13 protein-coding genes are annotated in these 17,093 nt (G+C 71.6%); 5 read left to right on the forward strand and 8 right to left on the reverse strand.

Going from position 1 to position 17,093, the window contains the following annotated elements; genetic code table 11:
- Positions 1-116: 116 nt before the first annotated feature.
- Positions 117-941, forward strand: coding sequence for an alpha/beta fold hydrolase (locus LL648_RS36580; RefSeq protein ID WP_232667423.1), 825 nt, complete (start codon positions 117-119; stop codon positions 939-941).
- Between the two features lie 22 nt (positions 942-963).
- Here the strand turns inward: LL648_RS36580 and LL648_RS36585 are convergent, their stop codons facing one another.
- Both LL648_RS36585 and LL648_RS36590 read right to left on the reverse strand, forming a co-directional pair.
- The gene (locus tag LL648_RS36585) at positions 964-4,119 is read right to left on the reverse strand and encodes an AfsR/SARP family transcriptional regulator (RefSeq protein WP_232667424.1); all 3,156 of its coding nucleotides are present in this window, start codon (positions 4,117-4,119) and stop codon (positions 964-966) included.
- 109 nt (positions 4,120-4,228) lie between these two features.
- A complete protein-coding gene (locus LL648_RS36590; protein WP_232667425.1) occupies positions 4,229-4,948 on the reverse strand; it encodes a hypothetical protein in 720 nt (239 codons plus the stop codon).
- Between the two features lie 390 nt (positions 4,949-5,338).
- Between LL648_RS36590 and LL648_RS36595 the strand changes: the two genes are divergently transcribed.
- Positions 5,339-6,124, forward strand: a complete 786-nt coding sequence (locus LL648_RS36595) for a sporulation protein (protein ID WP_232667426.1) — start codon at positions 5,339-5,341, stop codon at positions 6,122-6,124.
- On the opposite strand, the gene prfH is transcribed toward LL648_RS36595, so the two are convergent.
- From prfH to LL648_RS36610, 3 genes are all read right to left on the reverse strand, one after another.
- Positions 6,121-6,738 (reverse strand): peptide chain release factor H, encoded by a 618-nt coding sequence (prfH, locus tag LL648_RS36600; protein WP_232667427.1) that lies wholly within the window; start codon positions 6,736-6,738, stop codon positions 6,121-6,123. The two genes, LL648_RS36595 and prfH, sit on opposite strands and share 4 nt — an antisense overlap.
- On the reverse strand, positions 6,735-7,898 hold the full coding sequence (locus LL648_RS36605; RefSeq protein WP_232667428.1) for an RNA ligase RtcB family protein: 1,164 nt from the start codon (positions 7,896-7,898) through the stop codon (positions 6,735-6,737). Before LL648_RS36605 ends, prfH begins: the two co-directional genes overlap by 4 nt.
- A gap of 148 nt (positions 7,899-8,046) precedes the next feature.
- A complete protein-coding gene (locus tag LL648_RS36610; RefSeq protein WP_232667429.1) occupies positions 8,047-8,535 on the reverse strand; it encodes an ester cyclase in 489 nt (162 codons plus the stop codon).
- A 22-nt stretch (positions 8,536-8,557) separates the two neighbouring features.
- Between LL648_RS36610 and LL648_RS36615 the strand changes: the two genes are divergently transcribed.
- Together LL648_RS36615 and LL648_RS36620 are read left to right on the forward strand one after the other, a co-directional pair.
- A complete protein-coding gene (locus LL648_RS36615) occupies positions 8,558-9,100 on the forward strand; it encodes an RNA polymerase sigma factor (RefSeq protein ID WP_232667430.1) in 543 nt (180 codons plus the stop codon).
- A complete protein-coding gene (locus LL648_RS36620; RefSeq protein ID WP_232667431.1) occupies positions 9,097-10,212 on the forward strand; it encodes a CU044_5270 family protein in 1,116 nt (371 codons plus the stop codon). The genes LL648_RS36615 and LL648_RS36620 overlap by 4 nt, the downstream gene beginning before the upstream one ends.
- 655 nt (positions 10,213-10,867) lie before the next feature.
- Here LL648_RS36620 and LL648_RS36625 read toward each other — a convergent pair.
- The 3 genes from LL648_RS36625 to LL648_RS36635 all read right to left on the reverse strand — a co-directional run bounded on the left by LL648_RS36625 (position 10,868) and on the right by LL648_RS36635 (position 13,361).
- Positions 10,868-11,314 (reverse strand): hypothetical protein, encoded by a 447-nt coding sequence (locus tag LL648_RS36625; protein WP_232667432.1) that lies wholly within the window; start codon positions 11,312-11,314, stop codon positions 10,868-10,870.
- A 12-nt stretch (positions 11,315-11,326) separates the two neighbouring features.
- Complete coding sequence (locus LL648_RS36630; RefSeq protein ID WP_232667433.1) at positions 11,327-12,520, reverse strand: DUF6745 domain-containing protein; 1,194 nt, start codon at positions 12,518-12,520, stop codon at positions 11,327-11,329.
- Between the two features lie 94 nt (positions 12,521-12,614).
- The gene (locus tag LL648_RS36635; RefSeq protein WP_232667434.1) at positions 12,615-13,361 is read right to left on the reverse strand and encodes a hypothetical protein; all 747 of its coding nucleotides are present in this window, start codon (positions 13,359-13,361) and stop codon (positions 12,615-12,617) included.
- A 1,039-nt stretch (positions 13,362-14,400) separates the two neighbouring features.
- On the opposite strand from LL648_RS36635, the gene LL648_RS36640 reads away from it, so the two are divergent.
- On the forward strand, positions 14,401-17,093 hold a 2,693-nt coding region (locus tag LL648_RS36640; protein ID WP_232667435.1), incomplete at its 3' end, for a hypothetical protein.

Consider the following 17,093-nt stretch of genomic DNA (forward strand, 5'->3'; position numbering starts at 1 on the left):
GGTGCCAGGAAAGTGGCTTTCCTGGCACCACCGTGACGGCTCGGGGTGCGGGGAGGGTGAGCGTGCGGTTGGCCGGCCGTTGGTGAGATGTGAGGGCCGGCCTGCACGGTCGGGTCATGGCGCGTGCGGTGGTCGACGGAGCCGTTCTCGAATACGAGACGCTCGGGGATCCGCGCGGCCCGGCGGTCGTGATCACGGTGGGGCTCGGCGCCCAGCTCGTCCAATGCACCGACGAGTTCTGCCGGCCCTTCGTCGAGCGGGGGTTCCACGTGGTGCGCTACGACAACCGGGACGCGGGCCTGTCGTCGGACCACGAGGGAGAGCGCTACGGGCTGGCGGAGATGGCCGGCGACACGATCGGGCTGCTCGACGTGCTCGGGATCGGGCAGGCGCACCTCGTGGGCGCGTCGATGGGCGGGATGATCGCCCAGGAGGTGGCGATCCGGGCGCCGGAGCGCGTGCTCAGCCTGTGCTCCGCGCTCGCGACCACGGGGGCGTCCGGGGTCGGCGGGAGCACGGCGGAGACTCGGCGGGTGCTGGCCGAGCGGATTCCGGGCGACCAGTGCGCCGCCGTCGACCACGCGCTGCGGGTGTGGCGGGTGACCGGGTCGAGGCGGTTCCCGGACGAGGAGCACCACGTGCGCGAGGTGATCGAGACGAGCGTCCGTCGTGCGTTCCGTCCTGCCGGGTACACCCGCCAGCTGCGCGCGTTGCGTGACGCGACCGACCGCACGGAGCAACTGCGCGGGATCCGCGTACCGACGCTGGTGATCCACGGTGACGCCGATCCCGTCATCGACGTGAGCGGCGGCCGCGCCACGGCCGAGGCCGTGCCGGGCGCCCGGTGGCTGCACGTCACCGGCATGGGACACGACGTGCCGCGGGCGCTGTGGCCAACGGTGACCGCCGAGATCCTGGACAACGCCGGACGAGCCGGATGACCGCGGACGTGGCCGCCGCTCGTCAGCTGCTGAGCCGGAGGGGCGGCAGCAAGGTCAAGGTGTCCGCGACGGCGCGCTGCCTCCCGACGTGCGCCGCTCCAGGCGTCCCGATGCCTTTGTGGATGCGGCGGGCCTGGCGCCAGTACCGGTACGCGCCGACGTCGTCGCCGAGCCGCACCGCGGCGAGCCCGTACGCGAACAGCGCGTCGGCTTCGGCGAGCCGCATCCGTCCCACGCGGGCGTCCGCCAGCGCACGACGGAGCGACTCCTCCGCCTGCACCGGCTGGTCGAGCGCCAGCTGGCAACGACCGAGCTCGATCAGCGCCGGGATCTCCCAGCTCCGCACGCCGGCATCGCCGGCGAGCGAGTGGGCGAGCCGGACGTCACGCAGCGCCGCCGACGGGTCGCCGGTGGCGCGCCGCGCCTCCGCGAGGTGGACCAGCAGTCCCGGCATGCCGGGGCGGAAGTCGAGCTCCTCCGCGCGACGGCGCGCCTCCAGCAGCTCCCCGATCGCGGCGTCCGGTCGGCCGGTCCGGGTCAGGATGTCGGCCCGGACGACCTGCCCCATGATCTGGTGCTTCGGCTCGTCCACCGCCACGCCGATCCGGATCCCGGCTTCGACATCGGCGGCGGCTTGCACGTAGTCACCGGAGGCGGCGCGGGCGACGCCCAGCCACAGCAGGGAGAAGCCCCGGACGTGCGCGTCCTGGTGTTCGTCCGACATCCGGGCGGCCCGTTCGTGCGCGTGGATCGCGGCGGTCAGCCGCCCGGTCGCCCACGACGCCATCCCGAGGCCGTTGTAGGCCTGCACCGCTCCGCGCCGGTCCCCGAGCGCCTGCGCAGCGACGAGCGCCTGCCGGTGCCACCCGAGCGCCAGGTCAGGGCGTCCGGCGACGAACGTGCTGAAGCCGCGGTGGTTGTCGTGCAGCGGTCCAGCGGCGGGATCGCCGCCCCCGGAGGAAGCGGTACGGGGACCGTCCGTGTCGGTCCGGTGCGAGAGGGCCTTCCGGTAGCGGTCGACGACGAACGTCGTCAGCGTGGTGGGCGCAGGGGCGACGACGTTCTGCTCCGCAGCCAGCAACGAGGCGTCCCACGCGGTGATGCCGTCGAGGCAGTAGCCGGAGGCCGAGACGTGCTGGCGCAGCAGTTCGGCCAGCCGGAAGGAACGCTGGGAGCCCTCGGGCGCACCGGTGTGCAGGGCGGCCGCCACCAGGTTCGGCAGCTCGGCGTCGAGCCACGACCGCGCCGCCCACTCGCTCGTGGGACGGTTCGGCCGCACCTCCGTGCCGGGCGAGGGCAGCGGATCCGGCCGGCGGTCCGGTTCCAGCACGGCGATCGCGTTGCGGGCGGAGTGGAAGTAGTGGTCGAGCAGCCTGGTGACCGCCGCGGCGCTGCCCGGGGGATCGTCGGCGGCCCGGTCGGCCGCGTAGCTCCGGAGCAGGTCGTGGATCCGGTATCGCCGGTCCGCCGCCGGTTGCACGAGGTTGGCGGCGACGAGGACGTCGAGCCGGCGAGCGGCCGTCATGTCATCGGTTCCGGCGATCGCGGCCGCGGCGTAAACGCTGAAGTCGCTGCCCGGTGCCACGCCGAGCCAACCGAAGAGGTCCGCAACGCTCACCGGCAGCTGCTCGTAGGACAGGTCGAACGCCCTGCGGACAGCGATCTCCTCGCTCTCGCCGACGCGGAGGTGGCTGATGCCGCGGCTGCGGAGCTCCGCCAGGTAGGCGTGGAGCGGCAGGTGCGGGTTCGCATCGAGGTTGGCCCCGGCGATGCGCAGCGCCAGCGGCAGGCGGCCACAGGCCTCGACGAGGTCGAGGGCGGCCCGCGGTTCCGCGCGGGCCTGCGCGGCCACGTCGGCCAGCAGCTCGTACGCCTCCGGTTCGGAGAGCGGTTGCAGGGTCATCGTCTCGGCACCGGAGACGGCCAGCTCACGCAGCGCGTTGCGGCTCGTGATCACAGCGGCGCTACCCGCGCCACCCGGCAGCAGCGCTCGTACCTGCCGGGTGCTCGACGCGTTGTCGAGCACGACGAGCACCTGCTGTCCGGCGAGCACACTCCGGTAGAGGTTGGCCTTGTCCTGCGGGTCGTCCGGCACAGCGGCCGCCGGAACACCCGATGCCCGCAGGAACCGCTCGAGAACGGCCGCCGGCGGCACCGGATCGTCGGTCGAATGGCCCTGCAGGTCGACGTAGAGCTGCCCGTCGGGGAACAGCTCGCGCACGCTGTGGGCCGCCCGCAGCGCCAGCGCCGTCTTCCCGACGCCCGGGGCGCCGGAGATCACGACGACCTGCGCTCCATGCGCGGCGCCCGACAGGTGCCGCCGCAGCCGGGCGTGCTCGTCGGCGCGACCGACGAACGTTCCGAGGACGGCCGGCAGCTGGGCGGGCGGCACGACGGGATCGGTCGAGCGCCGCTCCCGGCTCGGCTCGGCATGGTCGGCGTCGGGCTCCGCGGCGAGGATCGCGCCGTGCAGCTGCCGGATCTGGTCGCCCGGACCGATGCCCAACTCGTCGCGGAACCTCCGGTACATGCGCTGGTAGGCGTCGAGCGCGTCGGCTCGCCGCCCCGAACGGTGCAGCAGCGCGATGAGCGAGGCCCACGAACGTTCCCGCAGCGGATGCTCGTGGACGAGCGCGGTGAGCTCGCCGATCACCTCGGCGTGCCGGCCGGAGGACAGTGCGATCTCCGCCCGTCGTTCCACGGCGCGCAGCCGCTCCTCGACCAGCAGCGGCACCTCCGCCTCGTGCAGCGCGTCGGACTCGACGCCGAGCAGCGCCGGCCCGCGCCACAGCGACAAGGCCTCGGCGAGCAGGTCGGCCTCGGAAATCGGATCCGATGCCGCCCGGGACTGGTGGAGCAGGCTGTGGAAACGGGCAACGTCCACGTTCGACGGCTCGACGACGATGCGGTAGCCACCGGCGGTCGTCCGGATCGGGTGGTCGTCGCCGAGCGTCCGGCGCAGCCGCATCACGTGCACCTGCAACGTGGCGCGGGCACCGTCCGGCGGCGTCGAACCCCACAAGCGCTCGACGAGCGCGTTCACCGAGACGGTTCGGTTGGCGGCGAGCAGCAGCGTGGCCAGGACGACCCGCAGCTTGTTCGACGTGACCTCGATCGGGGTCGAGCCGCGTGTCACCTCGAAGCTGCCCAGCAGGCGGAATCGCAGGTTCGCGGCCAAGCAGTCTCCTGATTCGGCGATCGTGCACCAGGCGGATCGGATTCTCTTCGATCCTCGGCAGGCTATGCACGTCGTCGCCGGGTGGACGACCGAAGCAGTACGTACGCGACTACGTACCCGGCGGTCGTCGCGGGCGGGGCGGACTGCCGTCGGGTCTGCGGGCGGGCCCGGCGGAACGCTGCGGCGGGCGCGGACGCGGCGGTGTCGGCAGGGGGAACGAGCCGCTGTCGTACGCCGCGACGTCCTGCTTGCGGCGGCGTGCACGGATCGCCACGAACGCAAAACCGGAGCCGATGACCAGCCCGCCGATGAACACGACGACAAGCGCCTGACCGGCCGGGATGCCGGCCGGCGTCGCCGTGCCCGTCGCCGGCTGCACCGCGTTGACCTGGAACTTCCCGACCGTGCCCGCGATGTCCGGCCGGGCCAGCTCGACGATCTTGTCGGCGACCGTCTCGGCCACAGCCGCTGTCGGGGCGTCGACCTTGATGTTGATCAGGACGGAGCTCTCGACGACACCTGCGGTGACCGACAGCTGGTTCGGCGCGACCCCGGCCGCGACGGCTGCCAGGTCCCGGTACTTCGGCTGCGCGAAGAGGGCAGCGGCGATCTGGCTCTGCGTGCCGCCCTCGAGCGCCGTCCACAGTCCGTTCTTGTCGCCGTAGGAGACGTCGGCGGCGGGGGAGATCAGCACCACCGTCTGCGCGCGGAAGACCTGGGCCGGCAGCACGCCGGACGCCCCGACGCCGACGAGCGCGACCACCCCCGTGAGCAGCCCGCTCAGCAAAATGGTGATCAGCGCTCGGCGGGTGAGCCGGTCCTCGATCACGTCGCCGCTGGTGGCGCAGTGGCGACCGTCGTCTCGGTCATGGCACCGAAGTCTAGTGCGGCGACGTCGGCGGCCCGCTGCACTCCTGTTCCGCCGGCTGCCGAGCCGGCCGGCGGGAAGGTCGACTCACCGTGCTGGAAGTGGCGACTCGCCGTGCTGGAAGTGGCGACTCGCCGTGCTGGAAGTGGCGACTCGCCGTGCTGGAAGTGGCGACTCACCGTGTGGCACCTCCAGACGACGGCGACCGCGCTCGGCACGGACCACAAACGCTTGTCGAGCGAGTCGAACGTGCGGGCTTCGGGCACTACCTGCGACCCGGCGCCGTCGATCACGCAGTCGTGCAACTCCCGTGAAACGGGAGTGCAAGGCCCGGGCCACAGGGTGCCCGGCATGGCGTTCAAGAAGCTCATGCAGGCGATCGGTGTCGGTGGTCCCGAGGTCGAGACGGTGCTGCACGATCCCAACGTCGTGCCGGGCGGCATGCTCACCGGCGAGGTGACGGTCCAGGGCGGCACCCACGACTCGCGGATCGAGGGCGTCAGCCTCGCACTCAAGACCCGGGTCGAGATGGAGTCGGGCGACCACGAGTACCGCACCGACATGGAGTACGCCAAGCTGCCGATCACGGGCCCGTTCATCCTCGACGACCGGGCGCGGCGAACGTTCCCCTTCCGCTTCCGGGTGCCGTGGGAAGCGCCGCTGACCCATTTCTACGGTCAGCCGCTGTACGGCACGACCGTGGGGCTGAGCACCGAGCTGGCGGTCGCGCAGGCGATCGACGCAACGGACCTCGATCCCGTCGCGGTGCACCCGCTACCCGCGCAGCAGCGCATCCTCGAAGCCTTCACGAGCCTCGGCTTCCGGTTCCGCAGCGCCGACTGCGAGAAGGGCTGGATCCGCGGCGTCCACCAGGAACTGCCGTTCTACCAGGAGATCGAGTTCCTGCCGGCGGCGCGCTACGCGCACGGCATCACGCAGCTCGAAGTGACGTTCGTGGCGCGTCCGCACTCGATGGACGTCGTGCTCGAGGTGGACAAGCGCGGCGGCATGTTCAGCGAGGGCCACGACTCGTTCAGCATCTTCACCGTCGACTACGGCACCGTCGCCGGCACGAACTGGGAGCATCAGCTCGACGGCTACCTCCAGGACGCTTCTCGCCGCCGCGGCTTCTTCTAGCGCCGCGGCCTCTCGACCCGCGTCGGGTTGCCGCGGACGAGCCGGTCGTGCACCTGCCACCGGGCGGTGACGGCTGCTTGCTCCGCCAGGTCGTCGCGGCCGTCGAGGCGCCGGCGGAGCTGTTGCATCGCGAGGCGGCGGTTGAGGCCGAAATGGCGTTCGGTGTCGACCACGACGACGATCCCGGACGGTCGGTGCGTAGCCCGCACCGCACTGCTGACCTTGTTCCGGTGCTGCCCGCCCGGGCCGCCCGTGCGGCACGCGACGACGTCGACGTCGGCCTCCGCGAACGTCGTGCGCCCGGCGTCGGGCCGGCACTGCTCGGCGATGACGTACCAGTTCTTCCGGCTGTGGCGGGGCCGGTAGGGGCTGGCTGCCTGCCAGCACAGGGTGCCCGTCCACGAGTCGGCGAACGCCGGGGCGTCGACACCGGTGATCTCGACGAGCACCGAGCGGAAGGTGCCGGGCTCGTCGCCGGGGACAGCGTGTACCCGGCGGACGACCGCGCGTCCGCCGGCGTCGGCCTCCAGGCGGACCAGCAGCTGGGCCAGTGCCCAGCAGCACTCCTGCGGCCCGCGCCCGGCCGAGAGCAGCAGGTGGACGGGCTGCGTCATCGTCTGCCCCGGACGCGGGGGCGGTCGCGACGGGGTGCTGCGGCCTGCGCTGCCGTCTTCTCGGGGGTCTTGTAGGTGACCAGCGGGACCGTGGTCGCCACCGGGGTGGCCAGGTCGTGGGCGACGAGGTCGTTGATCACCTGCTCGATGCGCTTGTACGCCGTCGGCGCCTCCTCGAACAGCAGCTGGCGGTCGCCGCACACCACCAGCGACCCGACCGGCGTGCGGCGCAGCTCCGCCACCGTGTGCTTGGCCCGGCCCCGGCGCAGCGCGTCGGCACGCGACATCTTGCGCCCCGCGCCGTGCGCCACGGAGTGGTTCGCCTCCGACCCGGCATGGGTGGCCACGAGGTAGGAGGGGGTGCCCCGCGTGCCGGCGACGAGCACGTCGCGGCCGTCGCCGGGAGCGGCGCCCTTGCGGTGCAGGTACTGGCCGTCGCGGACCTCGACCAGGTTGTGGCACATGTCGACGATCGGCGCGGTGGGCTCGGCGCCCAGGGCGTGCGCGACGCGGGCGGCCATCAGCCGCCGGTTGAGCGAGCCCCAGCGGACGGCGTCGTCGTGCATCGCGAGGTAGGCGGCCGGATCGGCCGCGGGGCCCGCCCCCTGGGTCTCGGTGTGCGCGCGCAGGATCCGCTCGCCCAGCCCGCGCGACCCGCTGTGGACGATGAGCAGGAGGTCGCCGGCGGCGACGCCGAGCCGGGCGGAATGCTCCGCCTCGAACACGGTGCCGACCTGCGCCAGCTCCACGAAGTGGTTGCCCCGCCCGACCGTTCCGAGGCCGTCGACGTGACCCGCCGGGATGTCGCCCGCCAGCACGTCCCACGCCGGGTCGTCGGCGTCCAGGTCCGGGTCGAGCGCGCGGTCGAGGTCGGGGAACCGGGCGGCCAGCTTCTCCGGCACGGCCCGCTTGAGCCGGACGGGGAACACCGCGATCCCGCAACCGATGTCGGAGCCCACCAGCAGCGGGTACAGCACCGTCGACAACATTGCGGCGCCGATCGGAGCGCCCTTGCCGGGATGCAGGTCGGGCATGGCGGCGACGTGGACCATGCCGTCGAGCGCGGCCACCTGGTGGCACTGCGCAACGGCATCGGACTCGATCCAGCTGCCAGGAGAGGCGAAGACGGAGACGGTGGCGGCGGACGGGTGCTCGGACAAGAGGATCTCTTCCGGGAGGTATGACGGATGGACGGTTCCCAGGCGCGCGTCGACCACGCTGGACCTGGAGCGGTGTGCTGCCCATCAGAACGTCATGCCCACGACTGTCCCGCGCGGCGGGCGTGCGGGACAACCGAGTTTCGTCCGCTCAGGCGCTGAACCTCGGGCGATCGCGCTGGATCGGCTGTTGTTCCGGGGCGTCCAGCTGGCGGAGCACCCCGAGGTCGTCGCGCACGGCCCAGTGTTCCGCGAGCCGCCCGTCGACCACCCGGAACATGTGCACCGCCTCGGCGACGACGATCCGGCCGGTCGCCGCCCGCCCACCGAGCGGAGGGAACGCGCTGCCGACATGCCGCGCCGTGCTGGAGAACCACAAAGAAACGATGTCGCTACCGGTTGTCACAGCGTGCACTTCGTGGGTCACGTCGGCGAAGCTCTCGTCCAGCCACTTCCGCACCAGCCGCATGATCTCGACGCCGCGCTGCCCGCTCACGTGGTCGAGGTGGTCGGCGGTGAAGGCGGTGGAGAGGATCGTGTCGTCGCCGGTCCGGAGGTACTCGGCGTATCGCGGAATTGATGCAGCGGTGGTGGCACCTTGTAAGAACGCGGCGGGCGGCACCACTACCGGATGTGGCATCCGAACCCGAAGGAGCCGAACCTTGCCAGAGCAGGATCCGGCACAACGCTTCACCGCGCTGTACGACCAGCACTATCCGAGAGTCTTCGCCTACCTCGCCGGCCGGGCCGGGCAGCACATCGCGGAGGAGGCGGCGAGCGAGACGTTCATGGTGGCTTGGCGGCGGCTCGACGACATCCCGGCCACGGCCGTCGTGCCGTGGCTGCTCACCGTGGCACGCAACGTGCTGCACGACTCCTACCGCAAAGAGCTGCGGCGCGCCGCGCTCGCGTCCGATCTCGAACGGTGGGCCGACGCGACGGATCAGGCCGGCAGCGACATCGCAGAGCACGTCGCCGATCGGGCCGAGGTGTTGCGCGCGCTCGCCCGCATGTCCGACGCCGACCGGGAGCTGCTGACGCTGGTGGCGTGGCACGGCCTCGGCCCGGCCGACGCCGCGCGGGTGCTCGGCTGCAGCGCGGCGACCTTCGCCGTGCGCCTGCACCGCGCCCGTCGTCGCTTCGACCGTGCCGTCGTGCACGAGGCGGAATGCACTGAACCCGCGACCACGAGGACGGGCCGATGAACACCCACCACTCCCTCCAGCGCCTCGCCGACGCCCGCCCTCCGCAGCTCGATCCGCGTCCGGATCCCGGCCGGCGCCGGCGTGACCTGGAGCGCGCCTTCGCCACCGACCGGCCGTCGCGACTGCGTCGCCCGGCCAATCGTCGCCCGATGCTCATCGCGGCCGTCGGTTTGGCCGCCGCGGCCGCGGTCGGCATTCCGCTCCTCGGCCAGGGTGCGTTCGCTCCGTCCAGCAGCGGACCGACGATCGTGGTCTCGGCCCCGCAGGTGCTGCTCGCCGCCGCGATGTCGGCCGAGGCCCTGCCGGCGACGGACGGTGCGTTCTGGCGCAGCAGCGAGCTGTCGAGCTCCGTCTTCCGCACCCCCGGGCCGGGTGGCTACCTCGTCGAGGAGCGTCATCGCTTCGACACCTGGACCGCGAAGTCGCCGACGGATCCGGGTGCATGGATCAGCACCAACCTGGGCGCGGCACCGCTGTCGCCGGCAGATGAGGAGGCGTGGCGCAATGCGGGCGCGCCCGATCGGTTCACCGAGGCGCTCTGCGTTCCGCGAGAACCGTGCACGGAACGCGTCGTACCGGCGGCGTCGGAGCCGCCGCTCGCCTTCCCGGTCGAGGCCGGCGACGGCATCTCACCGGCCCAGCTGCAACAGCTGCCGACCGACCAGGAGGCGTTGCGAGAGCACCTGCTCAAGAGCTACACGGGGGACAACCCGGCGGCCGCCGGTGACCCGATGGACCCCGACACCTGGCTGTTCACCACCGGATCCGGGCTGATCATGAAGCAGCCGGTGCGACCCGAGGTCCGGGCGGCCGCGTTCCGGATGCTGGCGGCGCTGCCGGGCATGACCGTGGACCCGCACGCGCACGACGTGCTGGGCCGGGCGGGCACCGCAGTGTCCATGCGGCAGGCGGTCGAGGGCGGCGGAGTGCTGGAGCACCGCGTGCTGATCGACGTCGGTGCGGGGATCGCGCTCGGCGAGGAGACCGTCGTCGTCGAGCCGATCCCGGGACACACCGGACTGCCACCGGCAGGGCAGCGTTGGCACTCGACGGTCGTCGAGTCGGTGGGTTGGACCGACGAGCGGCCGCCCGCGGTCCCAGATGGCCGCTGACTTGTGATCGGATGTTTCGATTGGTAAATTACCTTACCGAACGAAACACTCCTGCAAGGTTGCAGTTATCGTTCTGAATCGGAGGAATCCTGATGAAAATCATCGGAGCACTGAGTGACCGGTTGCTCAGCCGGATCGTGCCTGGTGTGAAGGCCGCGGCGGTCGCCGGCAAGTGCACGACGACGTGCGAGGTAAGGCGGCCCGGCTGCAGTCTCTACTGGAAGTGCGTGTACTGCGGTGGCGGCAAGCCGGAGCAGTGCATCTGCCACTGGACCTGCACCCCGTCCTGACGTCCGAGGGTTGGTCGTGCACAGGTTCGCCACCTCTTGCACAGGTTCGAACGTGTGCACGAAGGCATCAACTTGTGCACGAGCGCCCTACGGCTGCTGTCCGTGCACCCACCTCGTCGCACGGACTGGCCGCGACGACCACACGGTTCCATGAGGCGCATGGCGCACGGCCGGCCACCTGCCCCCGGGTGTGTGTTGAGGGCAGGAAAGCCACTTTCCTGCCCTCACAGGGCCTGAAGGTGGCTTTCCTGCCCTTGCGTGCGGAACGCACACATCCCAACCTCAGCACGGAATTTCATCCCTCGTGGTGGTCCAGAGGGCCATGGCCGACTTTCCCGCCCTTCCCGACCCGTGCGGGCTACTGATCAGTCGGCGACCAGGACGACGCCGGTTCCGCGCCCCCGGCTGTTCCCGCGCTCCCGCTGCCGTCGGACGAGCCAGCGGCCCGGCGCGATCCCGGTGCCTCCGTGTTCGGGGTGGATGAGGTAGGCGGGCGCGGTGTTGGTGAACATCGCGATGGCGAGCCGCAGCGGGTCCTCGACGTCGGGCGTGAGCTCGCACGTGCCCGGTTCGGCGACGAGGGTGTGCGGGTTGTTGCCGGCGATCCCGCGAACCAGCTCCAACCCCTCGGCGGGAAGTGGCCGCCAGCGGGAGCTCGGCCAGGTCGTGACGGTGGGGGTCATCCCCGCCGGGATGACGATCAGGTCACCCTGCGCCTGCAGCCCGTCGACCACCGGCACGGCGACCTGCCGGTCCAGGTGGTCGAGGACGTCGAGTCCGGTGATGTCGAGCAGTGCGTCGAGATTCATCATGGTCACCTCGTTTCAGGTTCGGCGTTGCATTTGCGCGTACTGGTCGCCGGTGAGCCCGTAGGGCCAGGCAGCGGCGTCGATCGGGTCGCTGAACATGTTCGGGACGTGCAGCCCGTACCTGCGCCGGGTGCCGTCGCGTTCCACCGAGCCGTTCACGGCGAGCAGCAGCCGGGTCCGGGCGGCCCAACGGTGGTAGGGCAGCTCGTAGAGCTGCAGCGAATGACCGGGGTTACCGGGGTCCGGGCGCTGCGCGACGAGCGTGAGGCCGGCCTCTGCGATGAAGTCCGGCCAGCTCATGCGCTCGATGGCGCACCGGCGGATCTCGACGTTGCGCTCCTCGGCGATGCGGTCCGCGGTCGGCTCCGTGATCACCCACTGCGGAACCCGCGTCCCGTGCCAGGAGTGCACCGCCCAGCCGTCGGGGTAGACGACCGCGGGACCGCTCCCGTGGTGCGGTCGCACCTCGTCGCGCTCGAGGCCGGGCACGGGTTCGACGTGCATCACCAGCGGACGCTCCACCACGATGCACACGTCGTCGTGCGGCCACCACCAGCCGCACGAGCGGGCCAGCGCGGCCCGGAGTTCGAGCTGAGCCGTGTCGGCCGCCCCGAACTGCGTGCCGAACAGCCGCCGGTTGATCTCGCAGCGGGCGATCCAGTCGACGTCGTGCTGTCCGGACCAGTGCAGACCCAACCTGGGCAGCGCCAGTTCGGCCCGCAGATGACCGACGATCGAGTCGTGCACCACCCGGCGCAGCACGGCCGCGCCGCCCGCCTCCAGCACCGTCGTGAGGTCCGTGCCCGACCGCAACGCCGACAGCGGATCGATCTGCCGGGCCGGCCATGGCGGTGGCCGCACACGCCCCTGGCGATCCAGCCGTTCGCGCATCGAGGACACCGCGGATGCGATCCGGTGCGCCACGGACGACGGGTCGGCGAACGTCTCCGACGACGAAGGCGGTGGCCGCACCTGCAGCGCAGCGGCCGGCGAGTCGGCCCAGACGAAGCTCGGCGAGGGCCGCCCGACCAGCGCATACAGCCGTTGGATGGCCGCCTCGGCGGTATCACGATCGGCCGGCTCGCAGCTCAGCGCGTGGCCGAGCCATTCGGTCCGGATGTCGACGGCTCTCGACCAGATCTCGAGATCATGGGTGGGGTCGTGCGGGATGGGGACGGGACGGCTGATCCGCCGTCGACGGGCACTCACCGCGCGAGGGCGTTCAAGCCCTTTCCGTTGGTCACGACCGCGATGATCGCAACCGGGTCGGGTGCAGCGCAACCCCGATCGGAACCTCGACGGATCAAGCGGTCTTCGTGGCCGCAACGGCCCGCGCGCGGGCCACGGCGCCGAACTCCGCCGCGTGCAGGACGGGCAGCACCCGCTTGCCTTTCGTGTGCCTGACCACCATCACTTCGCCAGGCGGTGTGGCGAGCCAGAAGCCGTCGAAGCTGAACCACGGGTCGTCGGTCGGGTCGGCGGATCGGATATCGATGTCGAGCACGTCGCCGAGCGGAATGCGCTCCTGATAGATCCGCGTCGGGCTGGATTGTGCGGTGATGGTGATATCGGTACCCGTCAGCGTCGCCGAATGCGGGCTCGACCACGAGGGCTGGAGGCCGACGGTGCGTATCCGCACGCGGATCTCGACGTCCGTCTCGCCGAGTTCGGCGGACAGCGGATATCGGACCGCCCGGAACGCCGCGACGGCCGGGAATGCGAGCGCCACTGCGGCGGCCGGTGCGGCCAGCCACGCGATTGCGCCGCCGACGAGGAGCCAGAGCCCGGCGCCTTGTGTTGTCGCCACGCCGATCGAGCGGTTGCGGAACACGGAAGGGGTGGCCGTCGACGGTGTTCGGTGCTCGCGCCACACGAGGATCAACAGCGGTGTGATCGTCGCGAAGACAGCTGCGATACCGGCGGCTTGCACCGGGCCGACGGCCATCATCCCGGTGATGGCCGTCGCCATGCCGCCATGACCGGCCCAAGCCGTGCGGCGCCAGGCGCGGTGCCGTCGCAGGCGTCGGGTAATCAGGCTGGTGGTGCCCATTGTCAGCCGTCCTCTGCTTCGGGGCCGGATCGTCGGACATGAGCACACCGGCTCCAGCGACTCGCCGGGCGGATATCCAGCGGAAATCAGGAAGGTTTTCAGTCCTCTTAATGTCGCCGGTGTCCTCACGGGCAGGCGGGGTCGTTTCTGCTGGTCAGAGGCGTCTGTAGGGGTGACTGGACATCGCGGAGAGCGTCTGATTAGATAGTCAGCGTGCTTACCGGAGAGTTCCGGATGGCACTGGTCATCCGTCTGATCGGTCACTGAAGCTGCGTGACCAGCTCAGCCGGGTGGTGAGCGTGGCCGGTTCTGCAGGTTGCTGACGCAGCGCACCCTGGAGGTACTGGCACCGCTTTGTTCAGCGCCGCTCGCCGGCGTGGGCCGTGGTTGCTGACGTGACGCAGCCGGCCCTCATTCCTCATTCTCCATTATCGAGCTGGGAGCGGACCTCATGTGCAGGCAACACGACCACGGCGCGGGCTTCGGCCCTGCCGTGTGCGGTGCCGCCTGTGTCGTGCGGTTGCGGCCCTCGCTCGGGTGGCGGGTCGTCGGGATGCTGAGGTGGACGCTCTTCATGGCCGGCGGAGTGCTGGCGCTGTGGATGGGGGCAGCACTCCTCGCGACACCGGCGTCGGCGGCCGCGGTTCCGGTGATGGTCGGATCGCAGGGCCTCCTGAAAGCAGGAAAGGAACGGCCTGCGGGGCTTCGTGTTGCCGGATCGGATGACGACAGCGGGTCGGGCGACAGCTCGGAGGGATCCGAGAACTCGGAAAGCTCCGACAGCTCCGGTGACTCCGCCAGCTCGGATGGCGCGGAAAGCTCGGAAGGCTCGGAAGGCTCTGGCTACTCCGGCAATGCGGAGAGTTCGGATGATTCGAGCGAGCCGGAATCGGAGAGCACTGATTCAGGGAGCGGTGAGGATTCGTCCGGTGCGGGCGAGTACTCGGACGATGCCGAGACCGAGGACTCCGGCGCGGCGGAGCAAACAGCTCCGGATCGCGACGAGGAGAAAGCGGGTTCCGATCAGGAGCCCACGGTCGTGGCCGACGATGAACAATCCGACCGGACCGAGGACGACCGTCAGTACGAGTCGACGGAACAGGATTCCGGAGAGCGCAGCGAACACCGCTCGGAAGAGCCGGTCACCGAGCCCGAGGACGACGACGCGCAGCAGCGCACTTCGGAGTCGACCGATGCCGACGAGCAGTCCGATTCCACGGAGTCGGGCAAGGCATTCGCCGACGAGGTGCGGGAGCGTGTTTCCGGCGAACTGGACGAGCGGATCAAGGAATGGGCGGACCGCGACGGGAACGCCGAAGAGTGGGCAGACGGTGACGCCGTCGAGCGCATCGTCGACTGGGCGATGAAGGTCGCCGACCGGCACAGCGAGCGCGACGACGCGGACACCGCGGCGACCGGTGCAGCGGCTCCGGACACCGTGAACGACGGCCACGACGCCGACCACCACCACAACGACCGCCAGGCGCCGACCGAGGCCCAGCCGGAGACGGCAGGGCTGGAGTCCGGGTCGCCGTCGAGCGAGGAAGTCCTCGCGCAGCTGCGCGCCCGCATGGGCGATGAGGACGACCCCCGGGGCCCGCCGCGGGACCGCGACGACCACGATCGCGATGAGCAGGAGCACGAGCACGGGTCCGACCGGTGGTCGGACGACGATGCGGAGCAGGTCGAGAAGGCGCTCGAGGGCCGGATCGAGAAGGACCGTTCGGCGGCGGAGCTCGAGGAGAGCCGCAAGCAGGCAGCCGCCGGCGAGCTGACGGCCGACGAGCTGGCGCAGCGCGAGACCGCCCATCAGGAGCTGGCCGACCAGGCCGACGCCGACAAGGCCGAGGTGTCGGAGCGCAACGCCGAGCTGATCGACGAGGTCGTCGACGGGCACCGCGACATCTCCGTGCGGCAGGCGGCGTTCGACGCCGAGGAGGAGCAGGTCGCCTCCGGCGCAGTCACGGCCGAGCAGCACGAGCGGAACGCCGCGCAGTTGGACGCGGACAAGCAGAAGCTCTACAAGTCGACCGACGAGCTGCGGGAAGCGACGAACCGGGACCGCCCGGACGTCCCCGGCCACGCGCCGGACGGTGACGGCGCCGCGGCCGGCTGCGGGAAGAGCGGGGTGTTCGTCGAGTGCGGCTCGGTCAGCGAATCGGACGGCGATAAGGACCGCGACAGGTGTGTGGCCATTGCCGGGGTGTCGTCCGGGTGTGGTGCGTCCAGCGAGTCGGGCGACGCGAAAGGCTCGGCGTCGTGCGTGCTGACCGGCGCGGACCAGGGCTGTGGCAGCACCACCTCCAAGGGTGACGTGACGGCATCCGCATGGTGCTCGACCGGTGAAGGCGACTGCGAGCAGTCCAGCGGCGCAGGCAAGCGTGGCGCGGAGATGACGTGTGAGACCGACGCGGGGACGTGTCGTGGCTCCACGGAAGGACCCGCCGAGCAGAAGCCGGGCCCGCTCACCGAACGAAAGGACGGCACCGACGCGGACGTGCGTGCCGTTGCCGTGGTGGACAGGCAGACGAGCGCCGGCAAGGCAGCGGCGTCGGCGACGTGCACCGCGACGGCGCGGGGTTGTGGCATCACGGCCGAGGTCGACCTCGACCCGGCGCAGCCGATGGCCGAAGCGGCCGTGTCGTGCCGCTCGGGCGCAACCGGCTGCACCGGCGCCGCCGACACCAGCGCGAACACGGACGCCGCTGTCGAGAAGATGAACACCGCGACCACGAAGGCGGCCGCGAGCTGCTCGGTGACCGCCGGCGGTTGCGGGGTGGAGAGCGGCGCCCGCGCTGCGGACATCCGTTCCGGCAAGGCCGGCACCGCCGATGCCGCCGGCACCGTCGAGTGCGGCAAGACCATCGGGTGCACCGGCACGGCGAACACCACGACGGGTGGGGCGGCCACCACCACCGCCACCGCGGCCGCTGCAGCCGAGCCGGCCGCCGCCCGTGACACGGCCGCCTCGGCGACCTGCACCGCCACCTCCGGTGGTTGCTCGGCCGAGTCGGGGACGTCGGTGACCAACCGCGCGGCCGGTGCGAACCCGGTCAACCGCAAGAGCGGCGCGGTGGCGATCAAGCCGGTGGTGATCAAGCCGGTGGTGTCGAGCGCGGCAGGCGCGACCGTCGAGTGTGCCGTAGCGGCATGCAAGGGCACCGCCGCAACCGCGACCTCGGGTGCGGCGTCGGGCGACATCGTCGGCATCCGCGACAGCGCGGCCTCGGCCGACTGCGCCGCGAACGGTGTGGGCGGCAGGTGCGGCGCGCAGTCCGGCAGCAAGGTCACCGACCGGGCCGCGGCCAAGGTGGTCCAGGCCGGCGGGGTCGTGCCGGTCAGCGGGCCGGTCAGCGTGTCCGACGCGGCGGCGACGATCGCCTGCACCGGCGGCAGGGCGGAGTGCGGCGGGTCCGCGGCGTCGGCCACCACCGCACGCGACACCGCGGTCACTCCGGAGGCGCGCGGCACGTCGGCGACGGCGGGGTGCGTCGTGACCGGTGGTGGCTGCAAGGGCGGCACGACGTCGGCGGCGTCGAGCGCGCCCGACCACGTCGTGATCGACCCGGCGACCGGGAAGCCGGCCGAGGGTCAGCCGCTGACCGGTCCGTCGAGCACGTCGAGCTCGAACGCGACGCTGGACTGCCCGAAGGGCTGCACCGGCGCGGTCACCACGACGGCCACCGGAACCGACGCGGCCGTCGGCGGCCCGCGCACCTCGACCGGGACGGC

This window comes from Pseudonocardia sp. TRM90224, assembly GCF_021245725.1.
GTDB lineage: Bacteria > Actinomycetota > Actinomycetes > Mycobacteriales > Pseudonocardiaceae > Pseudonocardia.

What these genes read in the sequence shown, in the direction of transcription:
- prfH (WP_232667427.1), bottom strand. Translation starts at nt 6,738, where the DNA reads ATGACGCAGCCCGTCCACCTGCTGCTCTCGGCCGGGCGCGGGCCGCAG.
- LL648_RS36610 (WP_232667429.1), bottom strand. Translation starts at nt 8,535, where the DNA reads ATGCCACATCCGGTAGTGGTGCCGCCCGCCGCGTTCTTACAAGGTGCC.
- LL648_RS36635 (WP_232667434.1), bottom strand. Translation starts at nt 13,361, where the DNA reads ATGGGCACCACCAGCCTGATTACCCGACGCCTGCGACGGCACCGCGCC.
- LL648_RS36620 (WP_232667431.1), top strand. Translation starts at nt 9,097, where the DNA reads ATGAACACCCACCACTCCCTCCAGCGCCTCGCCGACGCCCGCCCTCCG.
- LL648_RS36595 (WP_232667426.1), top strand. Translation starts at nt 5,339, where the DNA reads ATGGCGTTCAAGAAGCTCATGCAGGCGATCGGTGTCGGTGGTCCCGAG.
- LL648_RS36580 (WP_232667423.1), top strand. Translation starts at nt 117, where the DNA reads ATGGCGCGTGCGGTGGTCGACGGAGCCGTTCTCGAATACGAGACGCTC.
- LL648_RS36625 (WP_232667432.1), bottom strand. Translation starts at nt 11,314, where the DNA reads ATGATGAATCTCGACGCACTGCTCGACATCACCGGACTCGACGTCCTC.